This is a genomic window from [Actinomadura] parvosata subsp. kistnae (assembly GCF_900323885.1).
Classification (GTDB): domain Bacteria; phylum Actinomycetota; class Actinomycetes; order Streptosporangiales; family Streptosporangiaceae; genus Nonomuraea; species Nonomuraea composti.
Genome location: NZ_OOHJ01000018.1, coordinates 870925 through 889335, shown reverse-complemented (window position 1 = coordinate 889335; position 18411 = coordinate 870925). Strand labels below are relative to the sequence as shown.

At 71.2% G+C, this 18411-nt stretch carries 20 protein-coding genes and 1 tRNA gene; 10 read left to right on the top strand and 11 right to left on the bottom strand.

Features of this window, described 5'->3' with window-relative positions; all coding sequences use genetic code 11:
- Nucleotides 1-111: 111 nt before the first annotated feature.
- The gene (locus tag KIS93_RS24175) at nt 112-759 is read left to right on the top strand and encodes a DsbA family protein (protein ID WP_080045522.1); all 648 of its coding nucleotides are present in this window, start codon (nt 112-114) and stop codon (nt 757-759) included.
- Between the two features lie 253 nt (nt 760-1012).
- A complete protein-coding gene (cimA, locus tag KIS93_RS24170; protein WP_080045523.1) occupies nt 1013-2590 on the top strand; it encodes a citramalate synthase in 1578 nt (525 codons plus the stop codon).
- A 2-nt stretch (nt 2591-2592) separates the two neighbouring features.
- On the opposite strand, the gene KIS93_RS24165 is transcribed toward cimA, so the two are convergent.
- Entirely contained in the window at nt 2593-4227 is a 1635-nt protein-coding gene (locus KIS93_RS24165) for a heparinase II/III family protein (protein ID WP_246005360.1), read from the bottom strand.
- 112 nt (nt 4228-4339) lie between these two features.
- On the opposite strand from KIS93_RS24165, the gene KIS93_RS24160 reads away from it, so the two are divergent.
- Nucleotides 4340-4936, top strand: a complete 597-nt coding sequence (locus KIS93_RS24160) for an HD domain-containing protein (RefSeq protein ID WP_080045524.1) — start codon at nt 4340-4342, stop codon at nt 4934-4936.
- A gap of 3 nt (nt 4937-4939) precedes the next feature.
- On the opposite strand, the gene KIS93_RS24155 is transcribed toward KIS93_RS24160, so the two are convergent.
- Genes KIS93_RS24155 through KIS93_RS24125 form a run of 7 tightly spaced genes read right to left on the bottom strand, consistent with a single transcriptional unit; the run spans nt 4940 to nt 8058 of the window.
- The gene (locus tag KIS93_RS24155) at nt 4940-5290 is read right to left on the bottom strand and encodes an antibiotic biosynthesis monooxygenase family protein (RefSeq protein WP_186404415.1); all 351 of its coding nucleotides are present in this window, start codon (nt 5288-5290) and stop codon (nt 4940-4942) included.
- Between the two features lie 16 nt (nt 5291-5306).
- On the bottom strand, nt 5307-5903 hold the full coding sequence (locus KIS93_RS24150) for a hypothetical protein (RefSeq protein ID WP_080045526.1): 597 nt from the start codon (nt 5901-5903) through the stop codon (nt 5307-5309).
- The gene (locus KIS93_RS24145) at nt 5900-6661 is read right to left on the bottom strand and encodes a DUF6286 domain-containing protein (protein WP_155129178.1); all 762 of its coding nucleotides are present in this window, start codon (nt 6659-6661) and stop codon (nt 5900-5902) included. The genes KIS93_RS24150 and KIS93_RS24145 overlap by 4 nt, the downstream gene beginning before the upstream one ends.
- The gene (locus KIS93_RS24140) at nt 6658-7011 is read right to left on the bottom strand and encodes an Asp23/Gls24 family envelope stress response protein (RefSeq protein ID WP_080045528.1); all 354 of its coding nucleotides are present in this window, start codon (nt 7009-7011) and stop codon (nt 6658-6660) included. The genes KIS93_RS24145 and KIS93_RS24140 overlap by 4 nt, the downstream gene beginning before the upstream one ends.
- On the bottom strand, nt 7008-7196 hold the full coding sequence (locus tag KIS93_RS24135; protein ID WP_080045529.1) for a hypothetical protein: 189 nt from the start codon (nt 7194-7196) through the stop codon (nt 7008-7010). Before KIS93_RS24135 ends, KIS93_RS24140 begins: the two co-directional genes overlap by 4 nt.
- Nucleotides 7193-7564 carry a hypothetical protein gene (locus KIS93_RS24130; RefSeq protein WP_230465822.1) on the bottom strand — a complete coding sequence of 124 codons (372 nt, stop codon included), beginning with the start codon at nt 7562-7564 and terminating at the stop codon, nt 7193-7195. The genes KIS93_RS24135 and KIS93_RS24130 overlap by 4 nt, the downstream gene beginning before the upstream one ends.
- Nucleotides 7561-8058: an Asp23/Gls24 family envelope stress response protein gene (locus KIS93_RS24125; protein ID WP_080047538.1), complete on the bottom strand. Its 498-nt coding sequence runs from the start codon at nt 8056-8058 to the stop codon at nt 7561-7563. Before KIS93_RS24125 ends, KIS93_RS24130 begins: the two co-directional genes overlap by 4 nt.
- Before the next feature lie 181 nt (nt 8059-8239).
- Here KIS93_RS24125 and KIS93_RS24120 point away from each other — a divergent pair, with 181 nt between their 5' ends.
- The gene (locus KIS93_RS24120; RefSeq protein ID WP_080045530.1) at nt 8240-9016 is read left to right on the top strand and encodes a fumarylacetoacetate hydrolase family protein; all 777 of its coding nucleotides are present in this window, start codon (nt 8240-8242) and stop codon (nt 9014-9016) included.
- Complete coding sequence (gene gltX / locus KIS93_RS24115) at nt 9009-10382, top strand: glutamate--tRNA ligase (RefSeq protein WP_080045531.1); 1374 nt, start codon at nt 9009-9011, stop codon at nt 10380-10382. The genes KIS93_RS24120 and gltX overlap by 8 nt, the downstream gene beginning before the upstream one ends.
- Here the strand turns inward: gltX and KIS93_RS24110 are convergent.
- Nucleotides 10276-11682 carry an MATE family efflux transporter gene (locus KIS93_RS24110; protein ID WP_080045532.1) on the bottom strand — a complete coding sequence of 469 codons (1407 nt, stop codon included), beginning with the start codon at nt 11680-11682 and terminating at the stop codon, nt 10276-10278. The genes gltX and KIS93_RS24110 overlap by 107 nt on opposite strands.
- Before the next feature lie 57 nt (nt 11683-11739).
- On the opposite strand from KIS93_RS24110, the gene KIS93_RS24105 reads away from it, so the two are divergent.
- Together KIS93_RS24105 and KIS93_RS24100 are read left to right on the top strand one after the other, a co-directional pair.
- On the top strand, nt 11740-12285 hold the full coding sequence (locus tag KIS93_RS24105; RefSeq protein ID WP_080045533.1) for a PadR family transcriptional regulator: 546 nt from the start codon (nt 11740-11742) through the stop codon (nt 12283-12285).
- 17 nt (nt 12286-12302) lie between these two features.
- On the top strand, nt 12303-13130 hold the full coding sequence (locus tag KIS93_RS24100) for an NmrA family NAD(P)-binding protein (RefSeq protein ID WP_080045534.1): 828 nt from the start codon (nt 12303-12305) through the stop codon (nt 13128-13130).
- Between the two features lie 43 nt (nt 13131-13173).
- Here KIS93_RS24100 and KIS93_RS24095 read toward each other — a convergent pair whose 3' ends face one another.
- Nucleotides 13174-15144, bottom strand: a complete 1971-nt coding sequence (locus KIS93_RS24095) for a M3 family metallopeptidase (protein WP_080045535.1) — start codon at nt 15142-15144, stop codon at nt 13174-13176.
- 164 nt (nt 15145-15308) lie between these two features.
- On the opposite strand from KIS93_RS24095, the gene KIS93_RS24090 reads away from it, so the two are divergent.
- Nucleotides 15309-15380, top strand: a tRNA-Gln gene (locus KIS93_RS24090).
- Between the two features lie 41 nt (nt 15381-15421).
- Here the strand turns inward: KIS93_RS24090 and KIS93_RS24085 are convergent.
- Complete coding sequence (locus tag KIS93_RS24085) at nt 15422-16348, bottom strand: alpha/beta fold hydrolase (protein WP_080047539.1); 927 nt, start codon at nt 16346-16348, stop codon at nt 15422-15424.
- Between the two features lie 109 nt (nt 16349-16457).
- On the opposite strand from KIS93_RS24085, the gene KIS93_RS24080 reads away from it, so the two are divergent.
- Nucleotides 16458-17735: a sensor histidine kinase gene (locus tag KIS93_RS24080; protein ID WP_080045536.1), complete on the top strand. Its 1278-nt coding sequence runs from the start codon at nt 16458-16460 to the stop codon at nt 17733-17735.
- Complete coding sequence (locus KIS93_RS24075) at nt 17735-18349, top strand: response regulator (protein ID WP_080045537.1); 615 nt, start codon at nt 17735-17737, stop codon at nt 18347-18349. Before KIS93_RS24080 ends, KIS93_RS24075 begins: the two co-directional genes overlap by 1 nt.
- Nucleotides 18350-18411 lie beyond the last annotated feature (62 nt).

Sequence of the window (18411 nt, the reverse complement as noted above, 5' to 3'; positions counted from 1 at the left end):
CCCTCCCTTCCTGAGGGCCCACCCTGCTCACCTGTGACCCGTATGCCGCGATGCGGCCCTCGTTCCCGTTTCGGGTAGGGTCTGCGCGATCAATGAGGTGAGAGTGGGCTGATGAAGAAGCGGTTGTTGGCGGTCGCGCTGGCGTGCGTGGCGATCGCCGTACTCGGGGTGCTGGCGTTCTCCTCACCGGGCGTGTCGTCGTCCGGCGAGGTGACGCTCACCCGGCAGGCGGACGGCTCGATGATCCTGGCCGACCTGGGGAGCGACGCTCCCGTGCTCGACGTGTACGAGGACTTCGACTGTCCCGTCTGCAAGGACATGCACTCCAAGGTGGACGCCACGATCAGGAAGCTCGCGCAGGAGGGCAAGGTCAAGGTCGTCTTCCACACGGTGACGATCTTCCGGGACGAGCCGATGCGCTCCAACTCCATCCGCGCCGCCGCGGCCGCCCGCTGCGTGCCGGAGACGAGCTGGCTGGCGTTCAGGGACGAGGTGTACGCCATGCAGCCCGCGCCGCACGGGGTGGCCTCCGGGTTCACCGTCGAGGAGCTGACCAGGGCGGCGCGCAAGGCGGGCGCGTCGGTCGACGCGTGCGTCACCTCGCAGACGTACGCGCAGGCGCACCTGACCGAGACGGCCAAGATCCCGCTGCAGGGCACGCCGACCGTGGTGCTCGACGGCCAGATGCTGGGCGACGAGGCGTTCGACCCGGCGGCGCTGGAGCGCCTGATCACCGGAGGCGTCGGCGTCCAGGTGTGACGAGCGGCGGTGTCCCACGTGCTGAGACCCGCGTGCCGGATGGTGAATACATATGGCAGACTGGACGGCACCATGTTCTACGGTCTGCTCATTATCGGCAGGCGCGCTGGCTGACACAGGGACACCGCCAGCGCGCAGACCTCTCACGTCCGTGAGGGGTCTTTTTGTTTTCCCGAACACGCACGTTGTCTTCCGAACACCCGAACACCCGGACACACGGACACCTACGGACCTCCGCGGAGAAGAGAGACTCATGGCCGACGACCGCTTCCACGTATACGACACGACGCTGCGTGACGGCGCACAGCAGGAGGGCCTCAACCTCACCGTCGCCGACAAGCTCGCCGTCGCGCGGCACCTGGACGGCCTGGGCGTCGGCTTCATCGAAGGGGGCTGGCCGGGCGCCAACCCCAAGGACACAGAGTTCTTCAGGCGCGCTCGAACAGAGCTCGACCTGAAGCACGCGCAACTAGCCGCGTTCGGCGCGACCCGCCGGGCAGGTGTGAAGGCCGCCGACGACCCTCTGGTGGCCGCCTTGCGCGAATCCGGCGCGCCGGTCGTGACCCTTGTCGCCAAGAGTCACGACCGGCACGTGGAGCTGGCCCTCCGCACGACTCTCCAGGAGAACCTCGCGATGATCCGCGACACGGTCTCTCACCTTCGTGCGGAGGGACAGCGGGTCTTCCTCGACGCCGAGCACTTCTTCGACGGCTACAAGTCCAACCCAGCCTACGCGCTGGAGGTCATCAGGACCGCCGCCGAGGCGGGCGCCGACGTCATCGCCCTCTGCGACACCAACGGCGGCATGCTCCCCGACGAGCTCGCCGAGATCGTCCAGGACGCCGTGCGCACCAGCGCCCGCGTCGGCATCCACTGCCACGACGACACCGGCTGCGCCGTCGCCAACACGCTGGCGGCCGTCAAGGCGGGCGCCACGCACGTCCAGGGCTGCGCCAACGGCTACGGCGAGCGCTCCGGCAACGCCAACCTCTTCACCGTCGTCGCGAACCTGCAGCTCAAGCGCGGCTTCGACCTCGTGCCCCAGGAGTCGCTGGCCGAGATGACCCGCATCGCCCACGCGATCACCGAGGTCACCAACGTCACCCCCAACTCGCACGCCCCCTACGTCGGCACCTCCGCCTTCGCCCACAAGGCCGGCCTGCACGCCAGCGCCATCAAGGTCGACCCCAACCTCTACCAGCACATCGACCCCGCCCAGGTGGGCAACGACATGCGCATGCTCGTCTCCGACATGGCCGGCCGCGCCTCCGTGGAGCTCAAGGGCCGCGAGCTGGGCTACGAGCTGACCCCCGAGCACACCAAGGCGCTGGTCGAGCGGGTCAAGGACCTGGAGTCCCGCGGCTTCACCTTCGAGGCCGCCGACGCCTCGTTCGAGCTGCTGCTGCGCGACACCGTGCACGGCGAGCGCCGGCGCCACTTCGAGGTCGAGTCGTGGCGGGTGATCGTCGAGCGCACCAAGGGCGGCGAGCTGGTCAGCGAGGCCACCGTCAAGCTGCACGCCAAGGGCGAGCGCATCGTGGCGACCGGCGAGGGCAACGGCCCCGTCAACGCCCTCGACAAGGCCGTCCGCATGGCGCTGGAGAAGCTCTACCCCGAGCTGGCCAGGCTGGAGCTGGTCGACTTCAAGGTCCGCATACTCGAGGGCACGCACGGCAGCGACGCCATCACCCGCGTCCTCATCACCTCCAGCGACGAGAGCACCGAATGGGCCACGGTCGGCGTCGCCGAGAACATCATCGACGCCTCCTGGCAGGCCCTGGAGCAGGCGGTCACCTACGGCCTGCTGCGCGCCGGCCGCGACTGCGGCTGACCTCAGATGAGCCCGGCGGAGAAGGACACGCCGTCCACGGTGACCTTCCCGCCGGAGCACGACACCTTGGGCGAGTCCGTCCCCGGCACGATGACCGTCAGCAGCGACTTCGCCGCCGGGGACACCACCACGTTCGTGGCCTGCTTCGACAGGTACGTGGGGGAGACCCAGCCCAGCTTGCCGCCGCGCTCCACCTTCTGGCCGCCGACCCGGTCGCAGGAGGAGAACTGCAGCAGGGTGACCTTGAACTTGCCGTCGGCCAGCACCACCTTGCCGCCGCCGCTGGAGACGACCTTGAGTGACGGGGCGAAGCGCCAGATAGTGCTCACCTTCTTGCCGCCCGACGCCGTGTCCAGCACCGCCATCAGATCCTCGCCGTGGTTGACCAGCACCGACCTGGTGCGGCTGACCCCGTACGCCTTGTCGGTCAGCTTGAACGCCTGCCGGTCCTTGCCGTACGAGGTGTCCACGAGCTTGCTGGACGTGCGCGGCCGGAACGTCGCGCCCACCACGGTCGGCACGTTGTGCGCCTCTGGCGAGAGCGTCCAGTAGCGGTAGGAGCTCTTCTCGTAGGAGTGGAACCCGCCGTCCATCAGGATGTCGCGGCCCTGCGCGTAGTACGTGACGCCCAGGTGGTCCTCGTGGCCGTGGAACTTCATGCCGGGGCCGAACCTGATCGAGTAGTACGCCGACTCCGGCTTGCCCCAGGCGGTGCGGCCGAAGACGTACCCGGCCCGGTACGTCTTGACCTCCTGCTTCGGCGTGCCCGTCTCCATCTTCGGCTCGGTCTCGGCGCTGCCGTCGCCGATGGGCACCATGAAGCCGTTCGGCATGGTCGCGTGGGCGATGAAGTCCTTCAGCGCCTCGGCCCGCTTGGCGATCTCGCCGGGCACCTTGCGGCCGCACGCCTTCATGTTCGTCATCGCGACCTGGAGGCGGCCGTACACGTAGACGGCGTAGCGCGGCGCCTGCTCCATGAGGGCGCCCTGCGCGTCGACGTCCAGCTTCACCGTGCCCGTCAGGCGGCGGGAGGCCAGGCTCGCCCAGTCCTTGCGGCCGTAGCGGCAGCCGATGCCCATGAGGGCGATGTCCTGGTCGATGCCGTGGTTGTGGCCCTTCTTGTACAGGCTCGGGTTCGACAGGAGCTTGGCGTGCGTGGCCAGGCTGTCCTTGAGCCAGCTCGCGTCGACGTGCCTGCTCAGGCAGAGCAGCGGCTGCGTGCGCAGCGAGACGGGGTGGTCCTTCCAGACGTACGACGGGGTGCCCTTGGCGCCGTACCTATTGCTGGCCACCCAGTCCTCGGCGATCTCGGTGGCGCGGTCGAGGTAGCGCCGCTCGCCGGTGTTCTCGTACTCGACGACGAGCGTGCCCATCCAGCGCAGCGACTGGAAGACGAACTCCCACGACCGGTTCCGGTACGGGCTGGCGGCCCAGTCGATGCTCTTGCCCAGCTTGTACGCCGGCAGGCCCACCAGCGAGATCTCGCCCTTCATCACGTCCTCGGCCGTCGGCGTGCCGGGCAGCCAGTCGCCCTGGCACTCGGCGGTGCGCGTCACCTTGTCGGCCGCCTGCGCCGGGGCCCCGGTCAGAGTGCCGGTGGCCAGCATGAAGGCAAGAGGGATCGCGAGGCGGCGCACGCCGGGTTCCTTTCAGGACAAAAAGGTGAAGGCGGGACATGCTTTCGCCATCTCGATCATCTGGTCAAGTTGAGTGCCCGATTCGTTAGCCGCCTGATGAGATGCTGGTGCCGTGAGATTCGACGACCTGGTGATCCCCGACACGCCCGCCGCCCGCGGCGCGCTGGAGGTGGCCGCCCAGTATCACACGCCTTCGCTGCTCAACCACTCGATCCGCGCCTACCTGTGGGCGGCGGCCTACGCCCAGACCCGAGGCATCGCGTTCGACGCCGAGCTGCTCTACGTGTCGGCCATGCTGCACGACATCGGGCTCGCGGCCGAGTTCGACAGCCACACCGTGCCGTACGAAGAGGCCGGCGGGCATGTCGCCTGGGCCTTCTGCGCCGGGGCTGGCTGGTCGCCCGAGCGCCGCACCCGCGCCTGCGAGGTCATCATCCGGCACATGTGGGCGGAGGTGCCCCTGGAAGAAGACCCCGAGGGGCACCTGCTGGAGCTGTCGACCGGCATGGACATCTCGGGCCGCCGCACCGACGAGATCCCCGCCCGCGTCCGCGAGGAGGTGCTGGAGCGGCATCCGCGGCTGGAGATCGCCAAGGAGTTCAGCGTCTGCATCGCCGATCAGGGCGCGCGCAAGCCGTCGAGCTTCGCGGCGCGGTTCGTGCGCGACGGCATCGTCGACCGCATCATCCGCAACCCGCTCGACGGCTGACCCCTACTCCTTCGGGCCGGTGCTCTCGGCGACCTCGAACGTCCACACTTCGGACCCGGTCGCCGCGGGCCCCTGCCCATGACCATGCCCATGGCCGCCTTGACCAGCGGCGGCGGCCGCCTGCGCGTGGCCGCGCCGGAACGCCTCGCCCTGCTGCCACTTCTGGAAGTCCTCCTCCGAGCGCCAGCGCGTGTAGACGAGGTACTGGTCCGTGCCCTCCACCGGCCGCAGCAGCTCGAACCACTCGAACCCGTCGGCCGACTCCACCATCCCGGCGCGGTTGGAGAAGCGCCGTTCGAGCTCGTCCCGCATCCCGGCGGGCACGGTCAGCACGTTGATCTTCACGACGGACACCAGAGGACCCCTCTCGTCAGCGCACGACTCGGTGCGGCGAAGGTGAGGGCTCCAGGCTAACGCGGGCCACCGCCGGCACCCGATCCCGGTCCAGCGCGTCCCGTACGTGCGGCAACGCCACCGCCGACAGGTGCCGGCTCAGCTCGCCCATGGGCGCCGACTCGTCGGCCACCACCCGCAACCGCACCTCCGGGCGCGGGCCCACCAGGTGCGCGGCGGCATGGAACACGGCCGGGCTGGACTCGACGTCCGCGGCCACCGCCTGCGCCATCCCCGACTCCGACACCTCCGTCACGCCGGTCGGGCCGTCCTCGATGCGCAGCACCCGCCGCGCGTCCCTGCGCCCCTGCACGAGCAGCCACCGCACCGCCAGCACCGCCACCACCAGCGCGGCCAGCGCCACCAGCCACCAGATCCCCGGGCTGGTGCGCGCGAAGAACGCCACCACGTTGCCGTCCACGACCGTCGTCCGCGCGGCGGCCCAGTTCTGCGGGAACGCGCCCAGCCCGCGCGCCAGCGCCGAGCCGCCCAGGATCGCCAGCACCAGCCCCACCAGGGCCAGCCCCCACCGGTTGCCGCGCCCCGTCCTCCTGCCGTTCATCCCCTTGATCACCGCTGCTCCCTGACATTCACCGACACCCGGTACGGCTCCACGAGGTCCAGCGCCGCCAGCCTCGACAGCACGGCGGCCCGCACGTCCTGGCCGAAGCCGTCCACGTCCCGCCCGCACGTGACCGGCGTGACGGCGAACGTGTGGCCGCGCAGCGTCGCACGGGCCGAGCGCACGCCCGGCACCTGCTCGGCCGCGTGCGCCAGGGCCCGGGTGACGCTCCTGGGCCGCAGCCCGATGACCAGGTCAGGATCCCCGCTGCGTACGGGCACCATCCTCGGCCGGCCCGGCACCAGCGCGATCGCCAGCAACACCAGCCCGGCCAGCGTCACCACCGCCGCACCCGCCAGCACCCTCGGGTCCGACCACAGCGTGGAGCCCGCCCAGGCCAGCATCCGGTCGTACGGGACCCAGCGCAGGGGCCGTCCGGCCAGGGCCGAGACCGTCTCGGCGAGGACGAGCAGGCTCAGCACCGCGAGCAACGCCGCCACGATCACAGCGGGAACGCGCCGCCGCGGCCGGAACGCCCGCACGGCGGCCCGATCAGCGGCCCGATCGGCCCGGTGATCGGCGCGGTGATCGGCCGGGTGATGGGCCCCGTGATCGGCCCCGTGATCGGCACGGTCCGTCCGGTGATCGGCCCGCTCAGTGGCCTGGTCGCCGGTTTCCGGGCGCGACGGGTCGGCGGTGGCCCGGTGCGCACCGCCTTCGAGGTGGTCGGGGCCGGTGGTTTCGAAGCGTGGTGGTTCGTGTTCGGTCATGGCAGGTCCCCGCCGACGTCGGTCATCGTGATGTCCAGGCGCGTGACGTGCAGGCCGGTCTGGGCGGCGACACGGTCGATGACGTGCTCACGCAGCCGGGCCGCCACCGCGTGCAGCGGCGCCGGGTAGGCCACGCTGACGTTGAGCCGTACGACGGCCTGGTCGCCGTGCACCTCGCCGGCCGACGGCGTCCACGGGAGCCCGCGCGGCTGCACGTCCCGCACCTCGGGCACTTCCGCGGCGGCCACGCAGGCGATCTTGCTCACCACCCGGTCGGCAACCTCCGTGCGGCCGCGCCGCTCGGGCGCGGGCAGGGGAGCGCGCCGCTGGGCGGGCACCGTCACGGTCATTTACGCCTCACGGACAGTCCCGACAGGTTGATCTCGCCGCTCTCGGCGATCCTGCCCACCAGGAACCCGACCGCGCCCAGGACGAGCACGAGCAGGAACGCGCCCAGCCCGCCGAACGCGCCGGCCAGCCCGAGCACGATGCCGACGGCCATGCCGATGAGCGGCATCCACTGGATGTTGTTCATGTTCCCTCCACGATGATGTCGTCGACGCGCACGTGCACCGGGCGGTCCCCGGCCAGGTCCGCCACGGCGCTGCGCACCTCGTCGGCGGTCTGGGGCAGCGGGCGGTCCAGCGTGGCCACGATCGCGATCTCCACGTCGCGCTCGTCCGCGGACACGCCCGTGAGGCGCTGTCCCGGCAGGTAGGTGGCCACCGTGCCGAACGGCCCGCCGGACAGCCGCGCCACACCCCGGCAGGCCAGCGCCCGATCGGCGATCAGCCGCGCCTCGGTGGCGGCCCCGGAGCGCTCCTCGCCGCCAGGGCCCGCCGGGCCGGCGGCGGAGCTCGGGGCGGGGCTCGGGGCGGGGCTCGGCGGGGTGGGTGCGGTCATTGGACGCGGGGCTCCGGCTGCGCGTCCCCCCTCTGCCCGTCGGACCCCCGGTCCCGGTCGCGGTCCTGGTCGGGCAAGTGGACGTCGTCCACGCGGATGTTGACCTCGGTGACCTCGAGCCCGCACATCCGCTCGACCGCCCCGATCACGTTCTTCCTGACGGCCGCCGCCAGGTCGGGGATCGCGGTGCCGTACTCGGCGACGAGGTCGAGGTCCACGGCCGCCTGCCGCTCGCCCACCTCGACCGACACGCCCTGGGCGACGTTCCGGTCCCCGCCGACGATGCCGCGCACGCTTCCCAGTGCCCGCGCCGCGCCTCCGCCCATGGCGTACACGCCGGACACCTCCCTGGCCGCCAGGCCGGCGATCTTGGCGACGACACCGTCGTCGATGCTGGTGGTGCCCTTCTCCGTGATGAGCGAGGTCGTGCTCTCCTGGGTTCTGGCCCGTGGCACGGTTCCCGTCGCGGTGGCCCCGCCGGGCCGGTTGGACATCGTGTCCGACACGATCCGTCACCTCCTTAGGTGTCTTCTTCAAGGCACAGATAACCGCTGTTACACGCCCGAAGCCCTGCAAAACGGACTCTGGATCCAAAAATGGACAGCTCCTGACCCGTGCGGGGTGGCGCGCGGAAAACGTGACGGACCCCTCCGGCGGCGGCGATAGCCTTGTCAGGTGCGTATAGCGAGGTTCTCCACAGGCGAAGGCGTCTCGTTCGGCGTGGTCGAGGGCGGCCCCGGGGAGGAGTTCATCTCCGCGATCTCCGGTCACCCGTTCGGCCAGGTGCAGTTCACCGGCGAGCGGCTCCCGCTGTCCCAGGTGAAGCTGCTGGCCCCGATGCTGCCGAGCAAGGTCATCGCCATCGGCAGAAACTACGCCGAGCACGCGGCCGAGCTGGGCAACGAGGTGCCCGAAGAGCCCCTCATCTTCATCAAGCCGTCCACCTCCGTGATCGGCCACGGCGAGAGCATCGCCTACCCCACCTCGCTGTCCGAGCGCGTCGACTACGAAGGCGAGCTGGCTGTGGTGATCGGCCGGCTCTGCCGGGAGGTGCCGGTCGAGCGGGTCAAGGACGTCATCTTCGGCTACACCTGCGCCAACGACGTCACCGCCCGCGACCTGCAGAAGAAGGACGTGCAGTTCACACGCGCCAAGGGGTTCGACACGTTCTGCCCGCTCGGCCCGTGGATCCAGACCGATCTCGACGCGAGCGACCTGGCGCTGACGACCACGGTCAACGGCGAGATCCGGCAGAGCGGGCGCACCAGCCAGCTCATCAACGACATCCCCGCGCTGGTCGCCTACGTCAGCGCGGTCATGACGCTGATCCCCGGCGACGTCATCCTGACCGGCACGCCGGCGGGCGTCGGCCCGCTCGAGATCGGTGACGAGGTCAGCGTCGGCATCGAAGGCATCGGCACACTCACGAACAAGGTGGTCTCCCGTGACTGACGTACGGGTGCGGTTCGCACCGTCCCCAACCGGCATGTTCCACGTCGGCGGCGCGCGCACGGCGCTGTTCAACTGGGCGCTGGCCGAGCAGTCGGGCGGCCGCTTCGTGCTGCGCATCGAAGACACCGACGCCTCCCGCAACCGGCCGGAGTGGACCGAGGGCATCATCTCCGCCCTCGACTGGATCGGCATCAACGGCACCAACCCGGTCTTCGAGGGCCCCTACTTCCAGTCGGCGTACGAGCCGCAGCACCGCGAGGCCGTCGCCAAGCTGCTGGCCGACGGCCGGGCCTACTACTGCGACTGCACGCGCGAGGCCCTGGTCGCCCGCACCGGCTCCGAGCACAAGGGCTACGACGGCCACTGCCGCGAGCGCGGCCTCACCGAGGGCGCCGTGCGGTTCCGCACCCCCGACGAGGGCGTGACGGTCGTGTCCGACCTCGTCCGCGGCAACGTCGAGTTCCCCAACGCCGCGCAGGAAGACTTCGTCATCGCCCGCACCGACGGCTCGCCCCTCTACGTGCTGGCCAACGCGGTCGACGACATCACCCAGAACATCACCCACGTCGTACGCGGCGAGGAGCACCTCGGCAACGCCGCCAAGCAGATGCTGCTCTGGCCGGCCCTGGGCGCGACCCCGCCCGTGTGGGCGCACCTGCCGGTGATCGTCAACGAGCAGCGCAAGAAGCTGTCCAAGCGCCGCGACAAGGTCGCCCTTGAGGACTACCGCGCCGAGGGCTACCTGGCCGAAGCGATGGTCAACTACCTCATGCTGCTCGGCTGGGGCCCCGGCGACGACCGCGAGATCATGCCGTGGTCGGAGATGGTGCCGCTGTTCAAGCTGGAGGACGTCAACTCCGCCAGCGCGTTCTTCGACGAGAAGAAGCTGCGCGCCTTCAACGGCGAGTACATCCGGGCGCTGCCGCTGGAGACGTTCGAGGAGCGCTGCTCGCCCTACCTCGACGCGTCGTGGGACCGCGAGCTGTTCAGCAAGGTCGCCGCGCTGGCCCAGACGCGCATCGGGGTGCTGTCGGAGATCCGGCAGAACGTCGACTTCCTCTTCCTCGACGAGCCCGTCTTCGACCAGGCGTCGTGGGACAAAGCCATGAAGAACGCCCCCGAGGCGATCCTCACCGGCTACCTCGAGCGCCTCGAGACCGTGAGCTGGGACCCCGAGTCGCTCAAGCAGGCGCTGGAGGAGGTCGGCACCGCCCACGGCCTCAAGCTGGGCAAGGCGCAGGCGCCGGTGCGGGTGGCGATCACGGGGCGCACGGTGGGTCTGCCGCTGTTCGAGTCGATCGAGGTGCTGGGCCGCGAACGCGCCCAGGACCGCCTGCGCGCCGCCCTGACCCGCCTGAAGGGCTGATCCTCGCAGTCCGCGCCGGCACGTCCACCGGGCTTCCGCTCGTGGGCGGTGCCGGCGCGTTCGTGAGCGGTGTGAGCGTGCCCGCGAGGCTGAGGGTGGCGCCGGCCGCCATCGAGAGCCACACGCCCGTCACGCCGAGCCAGGCGCTCAGGGCGTACGCGAGAGGCAGTTGCACGGCGAAGCCCGCCAGCGTGGCGGCGAGCAGCCGGCCGCCACGCCCGCTCGCCTGCAGCACCCCGCCCACGGCGATCAGCCCGCCGAAGGGCACCAGGTAGAGCGTCATCCAGCGCAGGAAGCCCACGGCCACCGCCGGGTCGCCGGTGAACAGCCCGGCGACCGGCGCGGCCAGCACGTTCAGGACGACCGCGACCACCGCGCCGGACCCGAGCCCGAGCAGGAGCGGCGACCCGGCGGCCTCGGACCGGGCGGTGCGGATCATCGCCGCCTGCCGCAGCGCGTAGAACACCATGACGCCGGCCAGCATGACCTTCTGCCCGATCCCGTACCCGGCCACCGCCGCCGTGCCGAACCCGGCGACGATCTCCACCAGCGCCATCCCCACCAGGGCGCGTGCCAGGAAATCTCCGGACATGGGCAGCCCGGTACGAACAACCTCGCCCGCCATCCGGCGGCCCCCACCGTCACGCCCCGCCCCGCCCGGCTCGCCCGCACCTGTGCCGTTCTCAGAAGGCGCGCCGGCGCCGGTGTCGTGCAGGTGGGTCAGTGACCTGAGAGCGATCGCCAGCGTGAGTGCCCGTGCGATCACCGTGGCCAGTGCCGCGCCCCGCACCCCCATTCCCAGCCCGTAGATGAACAGCGGGTCCAGCCCGACCACCAGCACGTTGCAGATGATCGCGTGCCGCATGGGCCGCCGGGTGTCTCCCCGCCCCTTGAGCACCCCGTCCACGACCGTCTGCGCGAAGTACACCGGCAGCCCGCCGAGCGAGATCAGGAAGAAGTCGGCGGTCAGCGCGGGGGAGTCGGTGAACAGGGCCGCCAGCGGCTCGCGCAGCAGCACTCCCGGCACGGCCACGGCCACCGAGAAGAGCGCCCACAGCACCCATCCGGTCCTGATCACGGGCCCGAGCGGCACGTGGCCGTCGCGCCGGCCCACCAGCACGGTGACGCCGGTCGGCACGGCGAGGAAGAGCCCGTAGGCCAGGTACTCGGCCGTGGTGCCCACGGTGACGGCCGCGATGGCCGCCTCGCCGAGCCCGGAGACCCAGAGCAGGTCGATCACGCCGACCGCGACCACGGCGGTGAGCAGTTCCACGTAGATGGGCAGTGCCAGCCTGATCACCGTAGATACCTCTTTTCGTTATACATCGAAAAGAGGTATAGCGTTACGATGCACCCCATGGCAAGCGGCGGCGACCTGTCCCTGACGATCCTGGGCTTCCTGAACGAGCGCCCCATGCACGGCTACGAGCTCAAGTCCCGGCTGACCGCGCTCACCGGCCACCTGCGCCCGGTCAGCGACGGCGCGCTCTACCCCGCGATCGCCAGGCTGGAGGCGAAGGGGCTGGTGGAGCGGCACGAGGAGGCGGGCGCGGCGGCGGCCCGCAGGCAGGTGCTGACGATCACGGACGCCGGCCGCGAGGAGCTGCTGCGGCGGCTGCGCGAGCCCGCCGACCTCGACATCAGTGACCAGACGCGGTTCTTTGCGCTGCTGACGTTCCTGTCGGCGCTGCCCGACCCGGCCGACCAGGCGCGGGTGCTGAGCCGCCGGCTGGCCTTCCTGGAGGCGCCCGCGAGCTTCTTCTACGAGGGTGGCCAGCCGGTCCGGGCGCGGGACGAGCCGGACCCGTACCGGCGGGGCATGCTGCTGATCGCCCGCGCCTCCAGCCAGGCCGAGAAAGAGTGGCTGCGCCGGCGGATCGCGGAACTGAACGTGCCGCAATAGTGCCTAACGTCGGCGTCATGACCTATTTGGTGACCGGAGCCACGGGCTCCGTGGGCAGGCACGTCGTCGCGTACCTTCTCGAGGCGGGCCACCGGGTCCGCGCCCTGACCCGCGACCCCGGCCGGGCGCGGCTGCCCGAAGGGGTGGAGGTCGTCCAGGGGGATCTCGGCCGTACCGAGACGCTCCGGCCGGCGCTGAAGGGCGTCGAGGGCGTGCACCTCATCGACGCCGCCGACTCCGCGTACGCGCCGCTGCGCAACGGGCCCGAGATCGTCGAGGCGATCAGGAAGGCGGGCGTGGGCAAGGTGACGCTGCTCAGTGGCTGGTCGCCGGGCACGCTCGAACCCGCCGTGACCGGCAGCGACCTGGCCTGGACGTACGTGCAGCCGACCGAGTTCATGGCCAACGCGCTGGCCTGGGCCGAGCCCGTACGGGAGAGTGGCCTGATCGAGGAGCCGTTCGCGGCGACGAAGACCGCGATGGTGCACGAGGCCGACATCGGCGCCGTGATCGCCACCGCGCTCACCGAGGACGGCCACGAGGGCCGCTCCTACGGCCTCACCGGCCCCGAGCTGCTCGACGTGCCCGCCAAGGTGCGGATCCTGTCGGAGGCGATCGGCCGCGAGATCGCGTTCAGGGAGCTGACCGTGGACGAGATGCGCGAGCGCTACCGGGCGCAGGGCGTGCCGGAGGAGATGATCGAGTTCCAGATCGAGGTCTTCGGCAACGTGCCGGAGGGCGCCTACCAGGTCACGCCCACGGTCGAGGAGGTGACGGGCCGCCCGCCGCGCACGTTCGCGCGGTGGGCGGCCGAGCACGCGGCGGCGTTCACCCGAAGCGCTTGAGCGGGCGCGCCGGGTCAGAGCCGCGCCCCTCGCGAGGCGGCGTTCAGTCGAGGCCGCGGCGCTTGAGCAGCGGCTGGATGCTCGCCTCGCGCCCCCGGAAGTTGCGGAAGGCGGTCAGCGGGTCGAGGCTGCCGCCCCTGGACAGCAGCTCGCGGCGGAAGTGGTCGCCGTTGGCCCGGGTCAGCCCGCCGTTCTCCTTGAACCACTCCACGCTCTCGGCGTCGAGCACCTCGCTCCAGATGTAGGAGTAGTAGCCCGCGCTGTAGCCGCCGGAGAAGATGTGCGCGAAGTAGTTGGTCCGGTAGCGCGGCCGGACCAGCGGGAACGCGATGCCGGCGGCCTCCAGCGCGGCCTGCTCGAACGCCTCGGGGTCGGCCACGGTCTCGCCGGGGGCCAGCTTGTGCCAGGCCCAGTCGAGCAGCGTGGCGGCGAGGTATTCGACGGTCTTGAAGCCCTGGTTGAACGTCTCGGCCGCGGTCAGCTTCTCCACCAGCTCGGCCGGCATCGGCTCGCCCGTCTCGTGGTGCTTGGCGTAGTTGGCCAGCACCTCGGGCCAGGTCACCCACATCTCGTTGACCTGCGACGGGTACTCGACGAAGTCGCGCGGCACGCTGGTGCCGGACACGCGCGGGAAGCGCACCTGGGAGAAGAGCCCGTGCAGCGCGTGCCCGAACTCGTGGAAGGCGGTGTTGACCTCGTCGTAGGTCAGCAGCGTCGGGCCGGAGGCGGGCTTGGTGATGTTGAGGTTGTTCATGACGACGGGCCGCTGGCCGAACAGGAACGACTGGTCGACCAGGTTGTTCATCCAGGCGCCGCCGCGCTTGGTGGGCCGGGCGTACGGGTCGAGCACGAACAGGCCGAGCGGGCTGCCGTCCTCGTTCGCCACCTCGAACACGGTCACGTCGGGGTGGTATCCGCCGAGGTCGGGGCGCTCGGTGAAGGTGACGCCGTACAGCTTGGTGGCGGCGAAGAACACGCCGTCGCGGTAGACGCGGTTCAGCTCGAAGTAGGGGCGCATGGCCGCGCCGTCGAAGTCGTAGCGGGCCTGGCGCACCTTCTCGGAGTAGTACGACCAGTCCCACGGCTCGATGTCGAACCCGGCCTGCTCGGCCAGCGCCTCGGCCTCCCGCTTCGCGTTGCGCACGGCGGGCCCGACGAGCTGGCCGAGCATCTCCTCGACCGCCTCGACGGTCTTGGCCGTCTGGTCGGCCACGGTGTAGGCCGCGTGGGTGGGGAACCCGAGCAGCGCCGCCCGCTCGGCCCGCAGCGCCGCCATCCTGGCCGCTATCGCGAAGTTGCCGGGGGCGCGGCCGACGCTCAGCTCGTACAGGCGGCGGCGCACGTCGCGGTCGGTGAGCTGGGCCAGGCCGGGCTGGCAGGTGAAGTTGAGCAGCGGCAGCACGTACGTGCCGTCGTCCTGGCGCAGCGACTCGATCTTGGCCTCGTCGAAGCCGTCGAGCTCCTTCGGGTCGCTCACCACGAGCGCCGACTCCGTGGACGCCTTCAGCAGGGCCTGCGCGAACTGCGTGGACAGCTTCGACAGCTCCTCGTTGAGCGCGCGCAGGCGGTTCTGGTCCGGCTCGGACAGGTCGGCCCCGGCCCTGATGAAGTCGTCGCGGTACTTCTCCAGCAGCCACGCCTCCTCGGGGTCGTCCGTCGCGACCTGCTTGATCCGCGCCCACAGCGCGCGGTTGAGCCTGATCGCGTCGCTGTGGCGGGTGAGCTGCGGGGAGATCTCCTTCTCGATCTCCATGATGCCGTCGGTCGTGTTGGACGCGGCGACGCTGAAGAAGACCGTGGCCGTGCGGTCGAGGATCCGGCCCGACCGTTCGAGCGCGGCGATCGTGTTCTCGAACGTCGGGGTCTCGGTGCTGCTCGCGATCGCCTCGACCTCCGCGAGCTGCTCCGCCATGCCGCGCTCGAAGGCCGGCAGGTAGTGCTCCTCCCGGATGTCGGCGAAGGGCGGCAGCTCGTACGGCAGGTCGCTAGGGGCGAAGAACGGATTCTCGGCCAACGCTCGGGCTCCTCCACGTGGTGTTTTGTCCCCTTCAGCTTGGCACGATCCCGCACGTGGTGTGGGCTCCGGAGGCTCCGTCCGGCAATCGTTTTGGTCTTAGCCCCCGAGCTGGGCTATTCTTTCGGACGTCGCCAAAGCGCTCCGCGAGGAGATCGCAGCGGTGGGGTATGGTGTAATTGGCAGCACGACTGATTCTGGTTCAGTTAGTCTAGGTTCGAGTCCTGGTACCCCAGCATTTCGTGAACGGATGTCTCGATTCGAGGCGTCCGTTTTTTTATTGCGCGAGCCCGTCCAGGATGTCGGTGATCTCCTGGTACGCCTTGCGCGTCGGCGCGTGCGGCGTCCGCACCGTGAAGACCTTGAAGCGGTTGCCCGGCGTCGCCTCGTCCGCCTCCCTGATCATGCGGTCCTGCAAGGCCGGCGGGATCACCCGGTCCAGCGTCTGCCTGACGTACACCCTCGGCACCCGCCCCCAGGCGTCCTTGCGGCCGCGCGCGTCCGCGCTCGACACCTCCAGGCTCTCGTCCGGCAGCGACGCGTTGAGCAGCGCGAGAAACTCCCCGTCGGTCCCCTCGTTCATGAACGCCGCCTTCGCCGCGTCGAGGAACCTGGCGTCGTTCGTGCGCCAGTTGACCCGGATCGCCTTGAGCACCTGCGGATCCCCGACGACGCCCGGCAGGATCGCGGCGCCCAGGCTCGTCCTGCCCTCCGGCGTCTCCAGGTACTCGGCGGGGGAGCGCAGCTTCGTGCAGCAGTAGGCGCCGATGTAGACGAGGCGGTCGATCAGGCCGGGCACCGCGTCGGCGGCCTTGGTGATCGTCGAGCCGCCCAGGCTGCCGCCCACGAGGATCACGGGCCCGTACCGGGAGACGCGGCGCACCACGTCCACCGTGGCCTCGACGTAGTCGTCCAGCGTCACCCCGGCCATGGCGGAGGGCAGCGTGGCCAGCTTCGCCAGGTCCTGCGGCGCCTGGTAGGCCCGGTGCAGCTGGTTCTCGGGGCCGTGGCCGGGCAGGCTCACGCCCACGGTGCGGTGGCCGCGCAGCGCCAGCTCGGCGTCGCCGGAGGCGGTGCCGTTCGAGCCGGTCACGAACACGAACGTGGTCACCTCTTTCCTCGGCTTCTGGACGGACGTCACGGCGGCGCCGGTCCCGGCGGCGGCGGCGAGCTGGAAGGCGGTTCTGCGGGTCAGATCGGTCATGTCCCGATGCTCGCCCGTGCCGCCCGCCCGCCACATCGGCCGGCCGGGCGGAGAAGCGGTTGACGGCCGCCATCCACCGATCGGTTGACGTCGTGCCAGGCTTGGGGGCATGAGCTGGGTGGACGGGCGCGAGAGGTGGGTGTACGCGGGGCTGGCGTACGCGCTGCTCGCGATCTCCGCGCTCGCCACCGCCGTCACCGGCACGAGCCCGAACGGGGTGCTGGGCGAGCAGGGGCTCTGGGCGGCGGTGCCGTGGCCGGTCGTGGCTCTGGTGGCGGCCGGCTGGCTGGCCCCCGTCCCGTGGCTCCACCGGCGCCGCGACACGCGCAGGGCGCTCGTCGTGGCCCACTATCTCGTCCTCCTGGCCCTCGCCGCGGCCCTGGCCGCCAAGAGCGCGGCGTTCGTGGTGTTCGCCTCGGCCGGCTACCCGCTGGCGATCGCGCTGCTCCCGGGCCGCCTCGTCATGGCGGGCGTCACGCTCACCGCGCTCGTCAACGTGACCGCCCAGGCGGGCCCCGAGGCGGGCACGACGCTGCTCACCGTGATCGCCGGTGTGGCGGTGCCGCTGGTCCTGGCCGGCTGGTACGTCTCCGCCGAGCACGACCGGCGCCGCCGGCTGGTCGAGCGCCTGCGTACCGCCATGGAGGAGAACGCCGAGCTGAACGCGAGGCTGCTCGACCAGGCCAGGCGGGCGGGCGTGCTCGACGAGCGGCACCGCGTGGCCGGCGAGATCCACGACACTCTGGCGCAGGACCTCGTCGCCCTGATCGGGCAGCTCTCCGCGGCCGGCCGCGCCCCGCACGAGGACGCCCGCCGCCGCCACCTCGACCGCGCGGCGGAGCTGGCCCGCCGCGGCCTGTCCGAGACCCGCAGGTCCGTACGGGCGCTGCGCCCCGAGCCGCTGGAGGACACCGAGCTGCCGGACGCGCTCGGCCACCTGGCGCGGTCGTGGGCGGAGACGGCGGGCGTGGAGCTGCGGTTCGAGGTCACGGGCACGCCGGTCGCCCTGGCGGCCGAGGTGGAGTCGACGCTGTTCCGCGTGGCCCAGGAAGCCCTCGCGAACGTGGCCAAGCACGCAGGTGCCACCAGAACGGCCCTCACTCTGTCGTACACGGACGAAAGCGTTCTCCTGGACATTCGAGACGACGGCCGGGGCTTCGACCCGCAGCGGCCCGCTGACGGCTTCGGGCTGGACGGCATGCGGCAGCGGGCGCGCGGCGTGGGCGGCACCCTGACCGTCGAGTCGGAGCCCGGCCAGGGCACGACCATCGCCGCCGCCGTCCCCGCCCTCCCCGCCGCCACCCCGGATCCTGCCGCTCCGGATCCCGCCGTCCCGAACCCAGCCGTCCCGAACCCAGCCATCCCGAACGACGAGAGGCAGGACTGATGCCCCCACTGCGGTTGCTGATCGCCGACGATCACCCGATCGTGCGTGACGGCCTGCGGGCGGCGCTCGGCGGCGAGCCCGACCTGGAGATCGTCGGCGAGGCCGCCGACGGGGAGGAGGCCGTGCGCCTGGCCAGGCACCTCGCCCCCGACGTCGTCCTCATGGACCTGCGCATGCCGGGCCTCGACGGCGTGAGCGCCATCCGCCGGATCGGCGGCACGGGGCCGAAGGTGCTGGTGCTGACCACGTTCGACACCGATGTCCTGCCCGCTCTCGAAGCGGGCGCCGGCGGCTACCTGCTCAAGGACGCGCCGCCGGAGGAGCTGGCCCGCGCCGTGCGCGCCGTCCATCGGGGCGAGACCGTGCTGGCCCCGGCCGTGGCCGGGCGGCTGGCCGACCACCTGCGCAGGCCCGCGAGGGGGAAGCTGAGCCCGCGCGAGCTGGAGGTGCTGCGGCTGGTGGCGGGCGGCGCCACGAACAAGGAGGTGGCGGCGGAGCTGTTCATCAGCGAGGCCAGCGTGAAGACGCACCTGCTGCACATCTACGCCAAGCTCGACGTCCGCGACCGCGCCGCCGCCGTCGGGGAGGGCTACCGCAGGGGGCTGCTGAGCTGATCCGGCGGCCGGATAAGCGGTTTGGTGTGGTCTTCCGGGTGCGGTAGAGTTACCTGCGTTGC